At 63.2% G+C, this 15,631-nt stretch carries 15 protein-coding genes; 8 read left to right on the top strand and 7 right to left on the bottom strand.

Annotated features, from left to right (window positions below):
• Window positions 1-42: 42 nt before the first annotated feature.
• The 7 genes from IB267_RS12535 to IB267_RS12505 all read right to left on the bottom strand — a co-directional run bounded on the left by IB267_RS12535 (window position 43) and on the right by IB267_RS12505 (window position 6,093).
• On the bottom strand, window positions 43-462 hold the full coding sequence (locus IB267_RS12535) for a hypothetical protein (RefSeq protein ID WP_192447906.1): 420 nt from the start codon (window positions 460-462) through the stop codon (window positions 43-45).
• Entirely contained in the window at window positions 401-1,525 is a 1,125-nt protein-coding gene (locus IB267_RS12530; protein WP_192447905.1) for a glycosyltransferase family 39 protein, read from the bottom strand. The genes IB267_RS12535 and IB267_RS12530 overlap by 62 nt, the downstream gene beginning before the upstream one ends.
• A gap of 155 nt (window positions 1,526-1,680) precedes the next feature.
• Entirely contained in the window at window positions 1,681-2,850 is a 1,170-nt protein-coding gene (locus IB267_RS12525; protein ID WP_192447904.1) for a M20 aminoacylase family protein, read from the bottom strand.
• 1 nt (window position 2,851) lies between these two features.
• The gene (locus IB267_RS12520; protein WP_192447903.1) at window positions 2,852-3,676 is read right to left on the bottom strand and encodes an ABC transporter permease; all 825 of its coding nucleotides are present in this window, start codon (window positions 3,674-3,676) and stop codon (window positions 2,852-2,854) included.
• Window positions 3,673-4,398 (bottom strand): ABC transporter permease, encoded by a 726-nt coding sequence (locus IB267_RS12515; protein ID WP_192447902.1) that lies wholly within the window; start codon window positions 4,396-4,398, stop codon window positions 3,673-3,675. The genes IB267_RS12520 and IB267_RS12515 overlap by 4 nt, the downstream gene beginning before the upstream one ends.
• Window positions 4,399-4,500: 102 nt before the next feature.
• A complete protein-coding gene (locus tag IB267_RS12510) occupies window positions 4,501-5,283 on the bottom strand; it encodes a transporter substrate-binding domain-containing protein (protein ID WP_192447901.1) in 783 nt (260 codons plus the stop codon).
• 36 nt (window positions 5,284-5,319) lie between these two features.
• Entirely contained in the window at window positions 5,320-6,093 is a 774-nt protein-coding gene (locus tag IB267_RS12505) for an ABC transporter ATP-binding protein (RefSeq protein ID WP_192447900.1), read from the bottom strand.
• A gap of 288 nt (window positions 6,094-6,381) precedes the next feature.
• On the opposite strand from IB267_RS12505, the gene IB267_RS12500 reads away from it, so the two are divergent.
• From IB267_RS12500 to IB267_RS12465, 8 genes are all read left to right on the top strand, one after another.
• Window positions 6,382-7,005 carry a TetR/AcrR family transcriptional regulator gene (locus IB267_RS12500; RefSeq protein ID WP_043613143.1) on the top strand — a complete coding sequence of 208 codons (624 nt, stop codon included), beginning with the start codon at window positions 6,382-6,384 and terminating at the stop codon, window positions 7,003-7,005.
• A 17-nt stretch (window positions 7,006-7,022) separates the two neighbouring features.
• Window positions 7,023-8,213 (top strand): pyridoxal phosphate-dependent aminotransferase, encoded by a 1,191-nt coding sequence (locus tag IB267_RS12495; protein WP_192447899.1) that lies wholly within the window; start codon window positions 7,023-7,025, stop codon window positions 8,211-8,213.
• The gene (locus tag IB267_RS12490; protein ID WP_192447898.1) at window positions 8,210-9,817 is read left to right on the top strand and encodes a 5-guanidino-2-oxopentanoate decarboxylase; all 1,608 of its coding nucleotides are present in this window, start codon (window positions 8,210-8,212) and stop codon (window positions 9,815-9,817) included. The genes IB267_RS12495 and IB267_RS12490 overlap by 4 nt, the downstream gene beginning before the upstream one ends.
• A gap of 165 nt (window positions 9,818-9,982) precedes the next feature.
• Window positions 9,983-10,390 (top strand): hypothetical protein, encoded by a 408-nt coding sequence (locus tag IB267_RS33260; RefSeq protein ID WP_246764908.1) that lies wholly within the window; start codon window positions 9,983-9,985, stop codon window positions 10,388-10,390.
• Window positions 10,391-10,500: 110 nt separating this feature from the next.
• Window positions 10,501-13,041, top strand: coding sequence for a protein translocase subunit SecD (secD, locus tag IB267_RS12480; protein WP_192447897.1), 2,541 nt, complete (start codon window positions 10,501-10,503; stop codon window positions 13,039-13,041).
• 513 nt (window positions 13,042-13,554) lie between these two features.
• Window positions 13,555-13,767: a hypothetical protein gene (locus IB267_RS12475; RefSeq protein ID WP_034797039.1), complete on the top strand. Its 213-nt coding sequence runs from the start codon at window positions 13,555-13,557 to the stop codon at window positions 13,765-13,767.
• 233 nt (window positions 13,768-14,000) lie between these two features.
• A complete protein-coding gene (locus IB267_RS12470) occupies window positions 14,001-14,453 on the top strand; it encodes an Rrf2 family transcriptional regulator (RefSeq protein ID WP_034797035.1) in 453 nt (150 codons plus the stop codon).
• A 144-nt stretch (window positions 14,454-14,597) separates the two neighbouring features.
• The gene (locus IB267_RS12465; RefSeq protein WP_192447896.1) at window positions 14,598-15,608 is read left to right on the top strand and encodes an SIS domain-containing protein; all 1,011 of its coding nucleotides are present in this window, start codon (window positions 14,598-14,600) and stop codon (window positions 15,606-15,608) included.
• Window positions 15,609-15,631 lie beyond the last annotated feature (23 nt).

Genomic DNA, 15,631 nt, shown 5'->3' with positions numbered 1-15,631 from the left:
CGGGGAAACACGACGCCCGGCCGGTGGCCTGTCCGGCAGCGACTAGTCGCTGCTCGCCACTTTGTCGCATGCCGGGGTTTGCGCGTCGCTGCCGTTGTCGTGGCAGGGTTCCGCCTTGGAGGGGACGGCCAGAGGCCTTGCCGCGAGCACGCCCATCCTCTTGCCGCGGTAGGGACTGTCCATGACCAGCTGATATCCGGAAAAGTCGTCGGCGTTTCGGCCAACGACGATCGCGCGGCCCTCGGGGTGGCTTGCAAACCATTGCGCCAGCCGCTGGGGAGCGACGTCGTCGACGGGTTTTTCCAGGCGAGCCAGGAAGCCGAACTCGGCATGATAGTTGGCGACGAAGGCCCAGTCCCGGTTGCGATTTGCGCGCATATAGGCGGCGGTCGGCTCCAGATCATATCGCTTCAGGAACGTCGCCGACGCGACCGCCTGCCCGACGACGATGGCCGCAACCATGACGGCCATGTTCAGCACCAGGCGCCGGCTCGGGACATTTTTGAGACAGAGGACGACGGCAAGCACGACGGCCGGCACCAGTGGCATCAGGTAATGCGGCTGTTTCTCGCCGATCAGGGGAAAAGCTTAAGAAAGTGGGTGCTGCCCACAAAAACAGGAGCCGCGTGCCTTCCTCGTTAAGCCACCCTTGGCGCAGCGCGGCAGCGCCTTTCCAGAAGCTTGGGAAAAACACCCACGGGATCATCATTGCGGGCAGCAGCGTCAGGTAGAAGTAGAAGGGTCGGACATGGGCGTTGAGCGTGCCCGTCGCCCGGCCGACCGTCTGATCCCAGAGCAGCGAATGGGTAAACTTGCCGTCCGCCTGCATCAACACCGGGACGAGCCAGCAGAGAACGATGAGGCCGGCGATGGCAAGCGCTGCGAAGATGCCGAGATACCACCGGCCGGGTCGCCTGAGATCGTCTGCCCAGAGCGGAGCCAGCGCGATCGGGAACAGGATGTGAAGGAAAGCCACCGGCCCTCTGGCGAGAACGCCGAACCCCAGCGACAGTCCGATCAGGAGGACGGAGCGCCAGTCCCGCTTGCGGGCATAAAGCACGATGCCGATTAGCGACAGCAACACGAAGACGGTGAGGGTGAGATCGAAATAGATGAGGGTGCTGTAAACGAGAAAGGGCACGCTCGCGACCATGACCATCGCCGTGCGGTCAGCCTGCCGGTCGAAATCGGAAAAGAGCAAGCGGCCGAGCGCGATCGTGAGATAGACGCTTGCGAGCGAAGACAGGACGACCGGCAGCGTTGCCGCCCAGCGCGTCACGCCGAAGACCGTCCATGAGGCGTTGATGAGCCAGAACAACAGCGGCAGCTTGTGATGGTAAGGCTCGAAATTCATCGTCAGCGGCTGAAGCCAGTCGCGACGCAGGAACATTTCCCAGGCGACGCTGGTGTAGCGCGTTTCGTCGATCGGAAGGAGCGGCCTGAACCATATTGCCGCGACAAACGGGATGAATACGACGAGCGGAAGCCAGAGGTGCCTTATCGGCTTGGGAAGGGCCAGATGCATGACGTGTCAAGCTCCGCATCACGGTCGGTTTGCTTGCAGCACCATGCGGAGAGAACCTGTCTCGCGCCTGTCCAACATTTAAGCGAGAGGAGCAAACAGGCCCTGGTGGCGCGGGCAGGATCCGCTCCACCAGGGCGGTAACCGTTCACGGCCTATCAGCCTCGGGAGAGATAGGTCTCGGCCAATTCGGTCCAGAAGGCCGCGCCGATCGGCAGCAGGTCGTCGTTGAAATTATAGCCGGGGTGATGCAGCGGCCGATCGTCGTCGCTGGTCTTGGAGCCGAGGAAGAAATAGGTCCCCGGCCGTTCCTTTAGCATGTAGGCGAAATCCTCGCTGCCCATGAAGGGGCGGGCGAGATCGACCACCTTGTCGGCCCCGGCAAAGCGAACCGCGAGATCGCGGACGAAATCGGTCTCGGCCTTGTGGTTGATCGTCGCGTCGTAGCTGCGCTGGTAGTCCACGGTCGCGCGCATGCCGAAGCTCGTCGCTTGCGCCTCGGCGATCATGCGGATGCGCCGTTCGAGTTCGTCGCGCACATCGGGCTCGAAGGAGCGGATGCCGACGACGATCTCGGCGCGCTCGGGAATGATGTTGCTGGCTGAGCCGGCATGAAAGGCGCCGACGGTGACGACGGTCGGATCCATCGGATGGATGTTGCGCGAGACGATCGATTGCAGCGCCATGACGATCGACGCGCCGCAGACGATCGGGTCGGCCGTCTCCTGCGGCTCGGCGCCATGCCCGCCGCGGCCATGCACGGTGATGCGAGCCTCGTCGACGGCGGCCATGATCGGGCCCTCACGAAGGGCGAACTGGCCGAAGGGCAGACCCGGCTCGTTGTGAAGCGCAAACACCGCGTCGCACGGAAACTGATCGAACAGGCCTTCGTCCATCATGATCTTGGCGCCGCCGAAATTCTCTTCGGCCGGCTGGAAAATCAGGTGAACAGTGCCGTCGAAATTACGCCGCTCGGCAAGGGCGCGGGCAGCACCGAGCAGCATCGTCGTGTGACCGTCATGGCCGCAGGCGTGCATCAGGCCAGAGGTCTTGCTGGCATAATCGAGTCCGGTTTCTTCGAGGATCGGCAGTGCATCGATGTCGGCGCGGATGCCGACCCTGCGTTTGCCGCTGCCGTTCTTGAGCGTGCCGACGACACCGGTTTTCGCAAGGCCCGTCGTCACCTCGTAGCCGAGGCTTCTGAGATGTTCCGCGATGAAGGCGGAGGTGCGCGTTTCCGCCAGCCCGAGTTCGGGATGGGCATGCAGGTCGTGGCGAATGGCGACGAGTTCCGGCATGGCGTTCGTGATCGAGGGGGAAAGTTTCATGTCAGGCACCGCGGGTTGGGATGCGATTTTCGAACGTGCGGAAAGCCACCACCAGGATGCCGGTGAGGCACATGTAGATGAGCGCGAGCAAAAGCAGCGGCTCGTAGGTGAGGAAGGTTTCCTGCCGCACCTTGGAGATGACCGCATAGACGTCGACGACGGTGACGGTGGCGACAAGCGGCGTCGACTTCAGCTGCAGCACCGTTTCGCCGTTGAGCGTCGGCAGCGCCCGATGGATGGCGCGCGGCAGCCAGATGCGGCGGAACATTGTCCAGCGGCCCATGCCATAGGCCTTGGCCGCCTCGAGCTCGCCGTTCGGAACACCGGCAAAGGCGCCACGCATGACCTCGCCCTCGTAGGCGGCAAAGGAAATGGTCAGCGCCGCCACGCCATAGGGCCAGGCCTCGCGCAGATAGGGCCAGAGGAAGGATTGGCGAATTGCCGGAAACTGCGGGAACAGCGAGCCGAGACCGTAGTAGAGCAGCCAGAGCTGCAACAGCAACGGCGTGCCGCGGATGACCGTGCAGAAGACCTTGGCCGGCAATTTCAGGAACCAGGGGCCGGTCACCTGCACGAGGCCGATCGGCACCGCCAGCAGGAAGCCGAGGATGGCGGTGCTGAACAGCATCATCAGGCTGACGAGAATGCCCCAGCCGAGCCGCGGCAGGTAGCGCGGCAGCCAGTCCCATCGCATGAAGACGGCGACGGCGACGACGAAGGCGGCAAAGACCAGCATCATGACGATGCGGTGCGGTTGAAAGAAGCTCCTCGCCGTTGGCAGGTCTTCGGGCGTAAACGCAACGGCGTGGGTGGTTTCGTCGGTCATCGGCTCTCCGCAAAACCGCGTCGGGCATGGCGTTCGAGCATGCCGATGAAGACGTTGGAGATCAGCGTCAGCGCCAGGTAGAGGGCGCCGGCCGCCAGGAAGAACAGGAGGTAGGCCTTGGTCGTGCCGGCCGCCTGGCGGGTGACCAGCGTCAATTCGCTGAAGCCGACGACGGCGAGAAGGGCCGTATCCTTGGTGGCGATCAGCCAGAGATTGGAGAGGCCGGGAATGGCATAGGGCAGCATCGCCGGCAGGGTGATCCGCCGCAGGACCATGGCTGGCGACATGCCATAGGCGCGTGCCGCCTCGATCTGGCCGGCGGGCACCGCCTTGATCGCGCCACGCAACACCTCGGTCGAATAGGCGCCCTGGACGACGCCGATGACGAAGATACCGGCCATCAGGCCGCTGATGTCGACCGGGCCGACCGAAAAGAACGCCAGAACCTGGTTGAGCAGGTCGGTGCCGGCATAATAGAGCAGGAGGATCAGCACCAGCTCGGGCACCGCGCGCACGACCGTGGTGTAGCATTCGAGCAGATCGCGCAGGACCGGGCCGCCGTAGAGCTTGCCGAAGGCGCCGCCGATGCCGAGTGCCAGGCCGAGCGTGAAGCCGCCGACGGCGATCTGAATGGAATTGAAAAAGCCTTGCAGCAATACGCCGCCCCAGCCGGGTGCTGAAAGCGAGAGCAGGCCCCAATTGATGAGGGAATCCGCAGCCATGCGTCGTCGAGCTCCGATGGCGCCGGCCGGCGATCGCTACAGTGCTGCGGTCCGTTCGGACACGACAGCGCTGCGACGGTTCGATCGCCGGCCGATCGCGCCTTATCCGCCGTAGATGTCGAAGTCGAAGTACTTCTTCGAGAACGTATCGTAGGTGCCGTTGTCGCGGATCGCCTTGATGGCGGCGTTGATCTTGTCCTTGAGCTCGGTTTCGCCCTTGCGCAGGCCGACGCCGACGCCGGGGCCGATCACGGCGACGTCTTCGGCAACGTCACCCTTGTATTCGCAGCATTCCTTGCCCTGGTCGGTTGCCAGAAACGCCTTGAGTGCGATGGCATCCGCCTGCACCGCATCGAGGCGGCCGGCGGCGAGGTCGTTGTTGGCCTCGTCCTGCGTCTGGTATTCCTTGACCTCGACGCCGGCCGTCGCGAAGTGCTTGGCGGCATAGGCCTGGTGAACCGTCGAGACCTGGACGCCGAGCGTCTTGCCCTTCAGCCCTTCCGGCGAGGAGTTCATCTCGACGCCCTTGGTGCCGATGATGCCGGTCGGGGTGTTGTAGTACTTGTCGGAGAAATCGATCGTCTTCAGGCGCTCGTCGGTGATCGACATCGAACTGATGATCATGTCGATCTTCTTCGAGGTCAGCGCCGGGATGATGCCGTCCCAGGCGACCGGCGTCAGCACGCATTCGAGCTTGGCCTCGGCGCACATGGCGTTCATGAACTCGACTTCCCAGCCTTCCCACTTGCCGCTGGCGTCAGGCGCCGTGAACGGCGGATAGGGTTCCGCTGCGACGCCGACCTTCAGCGCTTCCGCCGATGCCGCGACACCGCCGCTGACGGCGATCGCCGCCGCAACGGCCAGGACTTTCAATGCCTTCTTCATGCTGTTCCCCTTTTTGGTTGTTTAGCATTCAGGAATTCAGTGAATGGAACTGATGAACTTCTTGAGCCTTTCCGATTTCGGTGCGCCGAAGATGGTCTCAGGTGGGCCCTGCTCCTCGATCACGCCGTTGTGGAGGAAGACGATGTGGTTGGCGACGTCGCGCGCGAACTTCATCTCGTGGGTGACGAGGATCATCGTGCGCTTTTCACGCGCGAGGTCACCGATGACAGAGAGAACTTCGCCGACGAGTTCGGGATCGAGCGCCGAGGTCGGCTCGTCGAAGAGCATCACGAGCGGCTGGATGGCAAGCGCCCGGGCGATCGCGGCGCGCTGCTGCTGGCCGCCGGAAAGGAAGGCCGGGTAGGCGTCGCGTTTCTCGTAGAGGCCGACCCGTTTCAGGAGGGTTTCGGCGGTGGCGACCGCTTCCGCCTTCGGCTTTCCTAGCACATGGATCGGGGCTTCGATGACGTTTTCGAGGATGGTCATGTGCTGCCAGAGATTGAAGCTCTGGAACACCATGCCGAGCTGGCTGCGAATGCGCTGGACCTGTTTGCGGTCCTCCGGCACCAGGCCGCCGCGGCCGTCGGATTTCATCCGGATCTTTTCGCCATGCACGCTGACGCTGCCGGCAGAGGGGAGTTCGAGGAGGTTGATGCAGCGAAGGAAAGTGGATTTGCCGGAGCCGCTGCCGCCGATGATGGCGATCACGTCGCCCTGCTTCGCCGTGAGCGAAACTCCCTTCAGCACTTCCAATGGCCCGAAACGCTTGTGCAGGTCAGTGACCGCGATTGCCTGGGCCGCATCCGTCATCGGCGCGCCGCTCCCATGGCTCTGCGAGCTTTGTCTGTCAGCATCGAAACAGTTCCCCTGTCGTCTTCCGCGCGGCATCTTTTTTGGCCTGTCACGGGTTTTTGTTGGCAGGTATGGTTGCACTTGTGCCGCTATTGTTCAAGCGTATAATAATGGACGTCGTCGATTTTTTGACGCTCGCCGATCGCTCGATTTCCCGAAGGAGCCGCCCATGCCGCCGTTCTGGCCGAAGCCTTTGCTGACCGCGCCTGAACAGGGTTTCGCGCCGGTTCGAGAGCAGAGTGCCGCATGAACAGACGCAGTTTTCACCGTGCGCCGGAAGGCGAGCGCCGCCAGGAATTGATCGAAGCGACGCTCGACTGCATCTCGGAATTCGGACTGAAAGGCGCGACCGTCAGGCAGATCGCGATCCGTGCCGGGGTGACCGCCGGGCTGGTGCGCCACTACTTCGAATCGAAGGACCAGATGGTCGCCGAGGCCTATCGCGCCGTCATCGCCTCGCTCACTGAAAAGGCGAGCAAGGTCGAGGGCGACCCGGAAACCCGGCTCAGGGATTTCATCGCCATCAACCTCACCGAGCCGGTGGCCGACAGCCGCAGCATCTCCCTCTGGGCGGCCTTCATCAGCCAGGTCCGGGTCGATCCGGTGCTGTCGGAGATCCATCGCGAAGGCTATCTCGCCTTCCGCAATTCGCTGCAGGAACTGCTTGCCGATTTCCTTGCGGCCAAGGGCAAGCCGGCCGATGCCGAAACCTGCCGGGCTTTCGCCATCGCCATCAACGGATTGGTCGACGGCCTCTGGGTCGAGGGCTGCCTTGCCGGCGATCTCTTTCGCGAAGGCGAACTCGTCGCCATCGCCATGTCTTCGGTCGAAGCGTTGCTCGGCACGAAGATCGGAACTGCAAAACAATGAAAACGGGAGAAAGCACCATGCGCTACGCGTCCATCACCGAACATCTTGCCGATCTTGGTTCGGGCAAATGGTCGCTGCATATCCGTGCCCGCCAGTTGAAGGCTGCCGGTGCCGACATCATCGAGTTGACGATCGGCGAACCGGATCTTCCGCCGGACCGCGCGCTGCTCGACGAATGCCAGCGGGCGATGAATGCCGGGCGCTATCGCTACTCCAACGGCCGCGGGGAGCCGACGGTCGTGGCGGCCGTCGCGGAGAAATACCGTCGCCGCCGTGCCGATGTGACGAACGAGAACGTGCTCTGCTTTCCCGGCACGCAGACGGCGCTTTTCGCCGTGATTCTCGGGTTGGCGGAGGCCGGCGATGCCGTGCTCGTCGGCGATCCGCTCTATGCGACCTATGAGGGCGTGATCCGCTCGACCGGCGCCCACCCGGTGCTGGTGCCGCTGAAGCCTGAATTCGGCTTCCACATGCAGGCCGAAGATCTCGAAAAGGCGATCACTCCGGAGAGCCGGGTGCTGCTGTTGAATACGCCGCACAATCCGACCGGCGCCGTGCTGACGGCGGAAGAAATTGCCGCGATCGGCGAAGTCGCACGTCGACACGATCTCTGGATCGTCTGCGACGAGGTCTATGAGGAGCTGGTGTTCGGCGCCGTCTTCGCCTCGCCCTTCGACAATCCGGATCTCGCCGAACGCACGATCGTCGTCTCCTCGATCTCGAAGTCGCATGCCGCGCCGGGCTTTCGCAGCGGCTGGGCGGTCGGCCCGGTCGAGTTCACCGAGCGGTTGCTGCCGGTCTCCGAAACCATGCTTTTCGGCACGCAGCCCTTCATCGCCGACATGACCGCCTATGCCCTGACCCATGACATCGACACCGCACGGCAGATGCGCCTGTCCTACAAGTCGCGGGCAGCGCAGATCGTCGCGGGCCTTGCCAAGGCACCCGGTATAGAGGTGTTCGCGCCGGAGGCCGGCATGTTCATCTTGATCGATGTTTCGGGAACCGGTCTCGACGGCGATGCGTTTGCCTGGGCGCTGCTTGAAGAGGAGGGGGTTGCCGTCATGCCCGGATCGTCCTTTGGCGACGAAGCACAGAACTATCTGCGCGTCAGCCTGACCGTGCCCGATGCCGCCATCGACGAGGCCTGCCGCCGCATCAAAGCCCTTGCCGAGCGGGCCAGCCAGCGCAAGGAGCGCCGCGCATGACCACGGAAAAAACGGTTGGAGAAGTCCTGGTCGACCTGCTCGAGGCCAACGGCGTCGAGGTGGTGTTCGGCATTCCCGGCGTGCACACGGTCGAGCTCTATCGGGGCCTTGCGGCATCGAAGATCCGCCACGTGACGCCGCGGCATGAACAGGGCGCGGGTTTCATGGCCGACGGCTATGCTCGCGTCAGCGGCAAGCCGGGCGTCGCCCTCGTCATCACCGGGCCCGGCCTCACGAACACGATCACGGCGATGGCGCAGGCGCGCCAGGATTCGATCCCGATGCTGGTGATTTCAGGCGTCAATCGCCGCGATTCACTCGGCCATGGCCGCGGCCTGCTGCACGAACTGCCCGACCAGCACGGCATGATGAAAACGTTGGCGCTCTATTCGCACACGCTCCTCAATCCGGAAGACCTGCCTTTCGTCGTCGATCGCGCCTTCTCGGTGCTCGTCTCCGGCCGGCCGGGACCGGTGCATATCGAGATCCCGACCGACGTGATGTCGGCGAAGATCGCGCCGGAGGCGGTGCGCCCTGCAACGGCCACCCGGCCGCGCTCCGACAGCGAGACACTGCAGCGTGCGGCGATCCTCTGCGCCGACGCCTCGCGCCCGGTCATCATCTGCGGCGGCGGCGCGCTGACGGCGGAGGCGGAAGTGGCCGAGCTTGCCGAAAAGATCGGCGCTCCCGTCGTCACCACCGTCAATGCCCGTGGCATGTTCTCGGGCAGTCCCTTGAGGGTTCCAGCCAGCCCCAGCCTGAAGGCGGTGCGGTCGCTGCTGAAGGAGGCCGACCTGGTGCTGGCGCTCGGCACCGAAATGGGCCAGACCGACTACGACATGTATGCCGATGGCGGCTTTCCGGCCCTGCGCAACCTGATCCGCACCGACATCGATGCGGCGCAGCTCGCGCGCGGGCCGCATGCAGCACTCTCCATTCTCTCCGGCGCCAAGGCGGCGACGGCGGGCATCCTCGCCTTCCTGCCGGGCCATGCCGCCAAGGATGGCGCGGGACGGGCCGAGACCACGCGACGGGCGGCGCTGAAGGAACTGACGCCGAAGATGCGGGCCGAGATCGGCATCATCGACACCATCTACAAGGTCCTGCCGGATTGCACTGTCGTCGGCGACTCGACCCAGGCCGTCTATGCCGGCAATCTCTATTGCGATGCACCGCGACAGCGCAGCTGGTTCAATTCGGCGACCGGTTACGGATCCCTGGGTTACGCGCCGCCGGCAGCCGTTGGTGCGGCCGTTGCCGATCCGTCGCGGCCGGTCGTCTGCCTCGTCGGCGACGGCGGCTTCCAGTTTTCGCTGGCCGAAATCGGCTCGGCCGTCGATGCGCAGGCGCAGGTCATCTTCCTCGTCTGGAACAATGACGGTTACCAGGAAATCGAAAGCTACATGGTCGATGCCGGCGTCACGCCGGAGGGCGTCAAGCCTTCGGCGCCGGACTTCCTGATGGCGGCGAAGGCCTATGGCGTCGAGGGACGGCGGCTTGCTTCCGCCAGTGATTTGTCCCACGCGCTCGCCGAGGCGGCGCAGCGCAAGGGACCGTCGCTCATCGAGATCCACGAGCGGCAAACGAGCGGCCTTACGGCCTGAACAACGACAACGACGAAGTGGGCCGGATTTGACTTTTCCGGCCCGGAATGGTGTTAAAGGCGCCCATGCTCGATTCCGGCCATGTTCTCCAGGTAAGGTCGGGCATTCGGGCTCAATTTTCGTCTCGCTGGCGTTCGACCGCCAGGGAAAGGGACCGCGTCCTCGATGGACCGCATGGGTGGTGGCAGCAAGAACATGCAGGCCGGCCGGCTTCTCGCCGTGCTGTGGCTGTTTTGCGCCTCCTTCGCAATGCAGGTCATCTCGGTCGGACAGAGCATCCCGTCCCGTTCGGCATCCGGCGCCCAGGCCGGAAACGTCACCGACACCGGTTCGACCGATCGTCCCGCCGCCCGGCAGCTCTCGCGGGCGACACCGCTTTCTGACCTTCGATTTACGGCCGAGCGCAAGGACGCCAAGTCCGCAGCCGATGACGGCTTGCCGGCGCTCCTGCCGGCATCGCTCCAATTTGAATTTCCCCGCTCGTCGGACGGGCGGGTATTCCGAGAGACCGCCGCGTATCTCGGCGGGGCCGCGAACCATGGCCCCCATATTCGCGCACCTCCGCGCGTCTGATCCATCACACGGATTTTGGCAGGCTGGCAGCTTCGGCTGCAGCTGCCTTTTATGAAACAATGCCCTGACGACGCGCCCCGTGCCCGCGCAGGCTCTTCTGGAACCACAACATGCGTACATCGAAATGGGCGATTCTCGTCTATGTCGTCGTGATCATCTTCGGATGTATCGCGGCGCTTCCGAACGTGCTGACGCCGGCACAACGTGAACAATTTGCAGCCTGGCTGCCGGTCAAGCCCGTGACCCTCGGCCTCGACCTCAAGGGCGGTTCGCACCTCGTTCTCGAAGTCGATGCCGCCGGCCTTCGCAAAGCTCGTCTCGAAACGCTGCTTGACGATACGCGCCGGGCGCTCCGCACCGAGCGCATTTCGGCCTCTTCGGCACGTATTGCCGGTGATACCGTTACCGTGAAGATCGAAGATCCGGCCGACCGCGAAAAAGTTCTGCCGAAGCTGAAGGAACTCGCTGCCCCCGTCGGCACGCTCGGCTTCGGCAGCTCGGCGTCCGATATCGACGTGACCGAGGATAGTGACACCATCACCCTGGCAATGACCGAAGCCGGCCTTGCCGACCGCACGACCAAGGCGGTCGAGCAGAGTCTGGAAATCATCCGCCAGCGCGTCGATACCGTCGGCGTTGCCGAACCTTTGATCCAGCGCGTCGGCTCCGACCGTATTCTCGTCCAGCTTCCCGGTCTCGAAGATCCGACGGCTCTGCGTCAGCTTCTCGGCTCGACCGCGCAGATGAGCTTCCACATGGTCGACCAGACGGTGGATCCAAACCAGCCGCCGCCGCGCGGCGTCGACATTCTGCCGGGCGCCCACGACACCAACAAATATGCGGTCGAAAGCCGCGTCGCGATCTCCGGCGAACGGCTGGCCGATGCCAAGGCCGGCTTCGACCAGCGCACCAACGAACCGATCGTTTCCTTCACCTTCGACGCGCTTGGCGCGCGCCAGTTTGCGGAAATCACTCAGGCCGCAGTCGGCCGGCCCTTCGCCATCGTTCTCGACGGCAAGGTTCTGACCGCACCGGTCATCCGCGAACCGATCATTGGCGGTCAGGGGCAGATCAGCGGCAACTTCACCTCGAAGGAAGCAACCGTTCTCTCGGCGCTGCTGCGCTCGGGCGCCCTGCCGGCGCCGCTGACCGTCATTGAAGAACGCTCGGTTGGTCCGAACCTCGGCTCGGATTCGATCCGCATGGGCATCTACACCGGTCTTGCCGGCTTTGCCCTCGTCGTCGCCCTTATGGTCGTGCTCTACGGCGCATGGGGCATGATCGCCAATGTCGGTCTGGTGCTGCACACGATCCTGACGATCGCGCTTCTGGCGATGCTAGGCTCGACGCTGACCTTGCCCGGTATCGCCGGTATCATTCTCGGCATCGGGATGGCCGTGGACGCCAACATCCTGATCAATGCGCGTATCCGTGAAGAGACGGAAGCGGGTGCCGGCGCGATGAAGGCGCTCGATATCGGCTTCAACAAGGCCTACGCAACCATCATCGATAGTAACGTCACGACGCTTTCGGGCACCGTGCTGCTCTTCGCCTTCGGCTCCGGCCCGGTCAAGGGCTTCGCCGTCACGATGATGCTCGGCATCATCATCTCGATGTTCACCTCGATCACCGTCGTTCGCCTGATGATGCGCGAGGTCGTCGTCCGCCGGAAGATGAAGAAGCTCGAGATCCCGTCGCTGTTCGGCAAGGTTCCGAAGCTTCCGTCCTTCTCCTTCATGAAGGGCCGCTTCGTCGCCATCGGCATGTCCGCCTTCCTGTCGGTCAGCTCCGTCGTGCTGTTCTTCACGCCGGGCCTCAACTACGGCATCGACTTCGTCGGCGGTATCCAGGTCGAGACCACCTCGAAGAATACGCTCGACCTTCCGACGCTTCGCCACAATCTCGAAGCGCTCAACATCGGCGAAGTGGCGCTGCAGGAATTCGGCCAGGACAAATCGGTCCTGATCCGCGTCCAGCGCCAGCCGGGCGGCGAGCAGGAGCAGACCGTAGCGCTCAACCGCATCAAGGATGCCGTCGTCCAGACGATCCCGGATGCGGCATTCGAGCGTACTGAGGTCGTCGGCCCAACCGTCAGCACCGAGCTTGCCCGTTCGGGCTTCCTCGCTGTCGGTCTCGCGATGGTGGCGATCCTGCTCTACATCTGGTTCCGCTTCGAATGGCACTTCGCTGTCGGCGCGATCGCGGTCCTCTTGCTCGACATCACCAAGACGATCGGCTTCTTCGCGCTGACAGGCATCGACTTCAACCTGACGGCTATCGCCGCGTTGCTGACGATGATCGGCTACTCGGTCAACGACAAGGTGGTGGTCTATGACCGCATGCGCGAGAACCTCAGGAAGTACAAGTCGATGCCGTTCTCGGATCTCATCGACATGAGTATCAACCAGGTGATCGCGCGATGCATCTTCACCTCGATGGCGACGGCCTTCTCGCTGGTGCCGATGGCGATCTGGGGCGGCGATGCCGTCAAGAGCTTCGCCTGGCCGATGATCTTCGGCGTGATCGTGGCAACGACCTCGTCGATATACATCGGCGGTCCGATCCTGCTCTTCCTCAATCGTTGGTGGAAGGATCGCGAAGCGTCCCGCAGCGGCACGACCACGCCGCAGGCGGGAACGCCGGCGGCCTGATCGCCGTCTCTCAGGATATAAAACGTGAAGGGGCGGCCGCAACGGCCGCCCCTTTTTTGTCCGAATGTGCTGTCTTTATCCACCCGTGCCTTGCAGACTGATTCTTCGCTTCCTAAATAGCGTGGGTCTCCGGCTCCGGAACGGGTAGATGGATTTTGCGTGCATCGCCCCTTGAATTTAAAGGGTGAAGAAATTTTTTCTGCGTATTCATCTTTTTAATTGACGGAATTGGTAGATTATTCTAGTTTGCCACTACGTGAACGCGGGAGTCCGCCTCACGGTTGTTCATCGAACGCTCCGGCATTGCTGATGCCGGGCCAGCCAAAGGAGTGTGACATGTCCGAAACCGTCTCGACCGCCGCCTTCTTCGGCACGCGTCTCCTTTGTCGCGCAACAGAGAAAAAATGGCTCATTCGCAATCTCTGCCGAATGTGACCTTCGAACCCCTCGAACTTTATCTTTTGCCGAAATTGAAAGTTTCCGCGCCGCCCGCGTGGAAGGAGCGTTATTTGTATGAGCAAGCAGGTTATCGAATTTGGCGGCGAAGCCGTCGGCGTTGTTGTCCCGGATGAAGATCGCTTCAAGTTCCTGGCGGTGAAGTATCACGTCTGGGATCTGGACGCGAAGCGCTTCGGTTCGGCCGATGAGGCGCGTGCCGCGATCCGTCAGCTGTTGGCCCACCAGGCCGTCCAGGCGAAGCGTCAGAACCACAGCGCCGCTGCCTGAAGCAACACTTGAAGCGGATGAGAAAAGCCGGTTTCGGCTTTTCTCCCGCCTCCGCCGCGAAGACCTTCGCAAATCCTCGCCGCATCGGCGGCACGCTATGCTCGCGACTTCGGCCAATTCCCCACTATAATTATATGTTGGCAGTACGTTTCTTGTGCTATGCCAAGATATATTTGCATTTGCGCGGATGATTCCCGTTTCCCGGGGTGCCGCCGCAGGGAAAGCGTGCCGGAATGCTGACGAAGAAGGGAAAGTACGGACTGAAGGCCTTGGTCGATCTTGCACGGCTGGAGCCGGGGGAGACCGCCTTCATTACCGAGATCGCGCAGCGCAACAATATCCCGAAGAAATTCCTGGACACCATCCTGCTCGAACTGCGCAACGCCGGCATGCTGCGCTCGAAGAAGGGCCCCGGCGGCGGTTATTCGCTGTCGCGCCCGGCATCCGAAATCCGCATCGGTCACGTTATCCGTACGCTCGATGGGCCGCTTGCGCCGATCCGCTGCGCAAGCCGCACGGCCTATGAGGTGTGCGAAGACTGCAACGATCCCGAGACCTGTCAGGTGCGGGTGTCGATGACGACGGTGCGTGATGCCGTTGCCGCGATCCTCGATTCGATGACGCTCGAAGAATTCGCGGCCGACAAGTCGATGCCGCTCGAAATGGAAGAAAAGCGCGCCGGCTGACGAAAACGCCACGGATCACGCCAGTTTTCCCCCGAACTCTGCTTCCAAGACTTGGTTTGCCAAGAAAAAGCGCTTATCTGCCGTCAATGGTCTGGCGGGCAAATTCATGCCTGTTGCTTAAGTCTTCGCAGAATTGGGGTCATCATGGGTTTGAGACATGCATCGGCGGATGATCGCACCGCAAATGCGGCTTTGGAATCGATCGGCCGGACGCTGACGACCGCGATGGCCGGCATCAAGGCGCTTGCGGATCAATTCGGCGCCGACGAGATCTTTGCCCGCAGCGTCGTTGAAGCTGTCGAATTGATCGGCGAAAGCAAGGGGCGCGTCGTCGTCTCCGGCGTCGGCAAGAGCGGCCACATCGGCCGCAAGATCGCAGCCACGCTGGCATCGACCGGAACATCCGCTTATTTCGTGCACCCGACCGAAGCGAGCCACGGCGACCTCGGCATGGTCACCTCGCAGGACGTACTCATTCTGCTTTCCTGGTCGGGCGAGACCGCCGAGCTTGCCAACATGCTCACCTACGCCAAGCGCTTCAACGTGCCGATCGTCTCGATCTGCGCCAACCGCGACAGCGTGCTTGCCCGTAACTCCGAAGTGCCGATCGTGCTGCCGAAGGTCCAGGAAGCCTGTCCGCACGGCCTCGCGCCGACGACGTCGGCCATGCTGCAGCTTGCCATCGGCGACGCGCTCGCGATCGCGCTCCTCGAGCGGCGCGGCTTTTCGGCCGAAGACTTCAAGACCTTCCATCCGGGCGGCAAGCTCGGTGCGCAGCTGCGGCTGGTGCGCGAACTGGCGCATGACGGCGCCCAGATGCCGCTTCTCAGCGTCGGCCGCCCGATGAGCGAGGCGCTGATCGAGATGTCGTCGAAGGGTTTCGGTGTCGTCGGCATCGTCGACGATGGCGGCAAGCTGGCTGGCGTGATCACCGATGGGGACCTGCGTCGTCACATGTCCGGCGACCTGCTGCTGCAGCCGGTCGAAGCGGTGATGTCGCGCAATCCGCGCGTGATCCGCGGCGACGTTCTCGCAAGCGGCGCCATGGAATTCATGCAGCAGCACAAGGTGACCGTGCTGTTCGTCGTCGACGATGGCGGCGCGCCCGTCAGCATCCTGCATATTCACGACCTGCTGCGCGCCGGCGTCGTCTGAGACCGGCAGGGCCGGACCGTCGC

Source organism: Ensifer sp. ENS09, from assembly GCF_014852425.1.
In the GTDB taxonomy this organism is placed as follows: Bacteria; Pseudomonadota; Alphaproteobacteria; order Rhizobiales; family Rhizobiaceae; genus Ensifer.
This window is presented reverse-complemented; position numbering and strand designations above follow the sequence as displayed.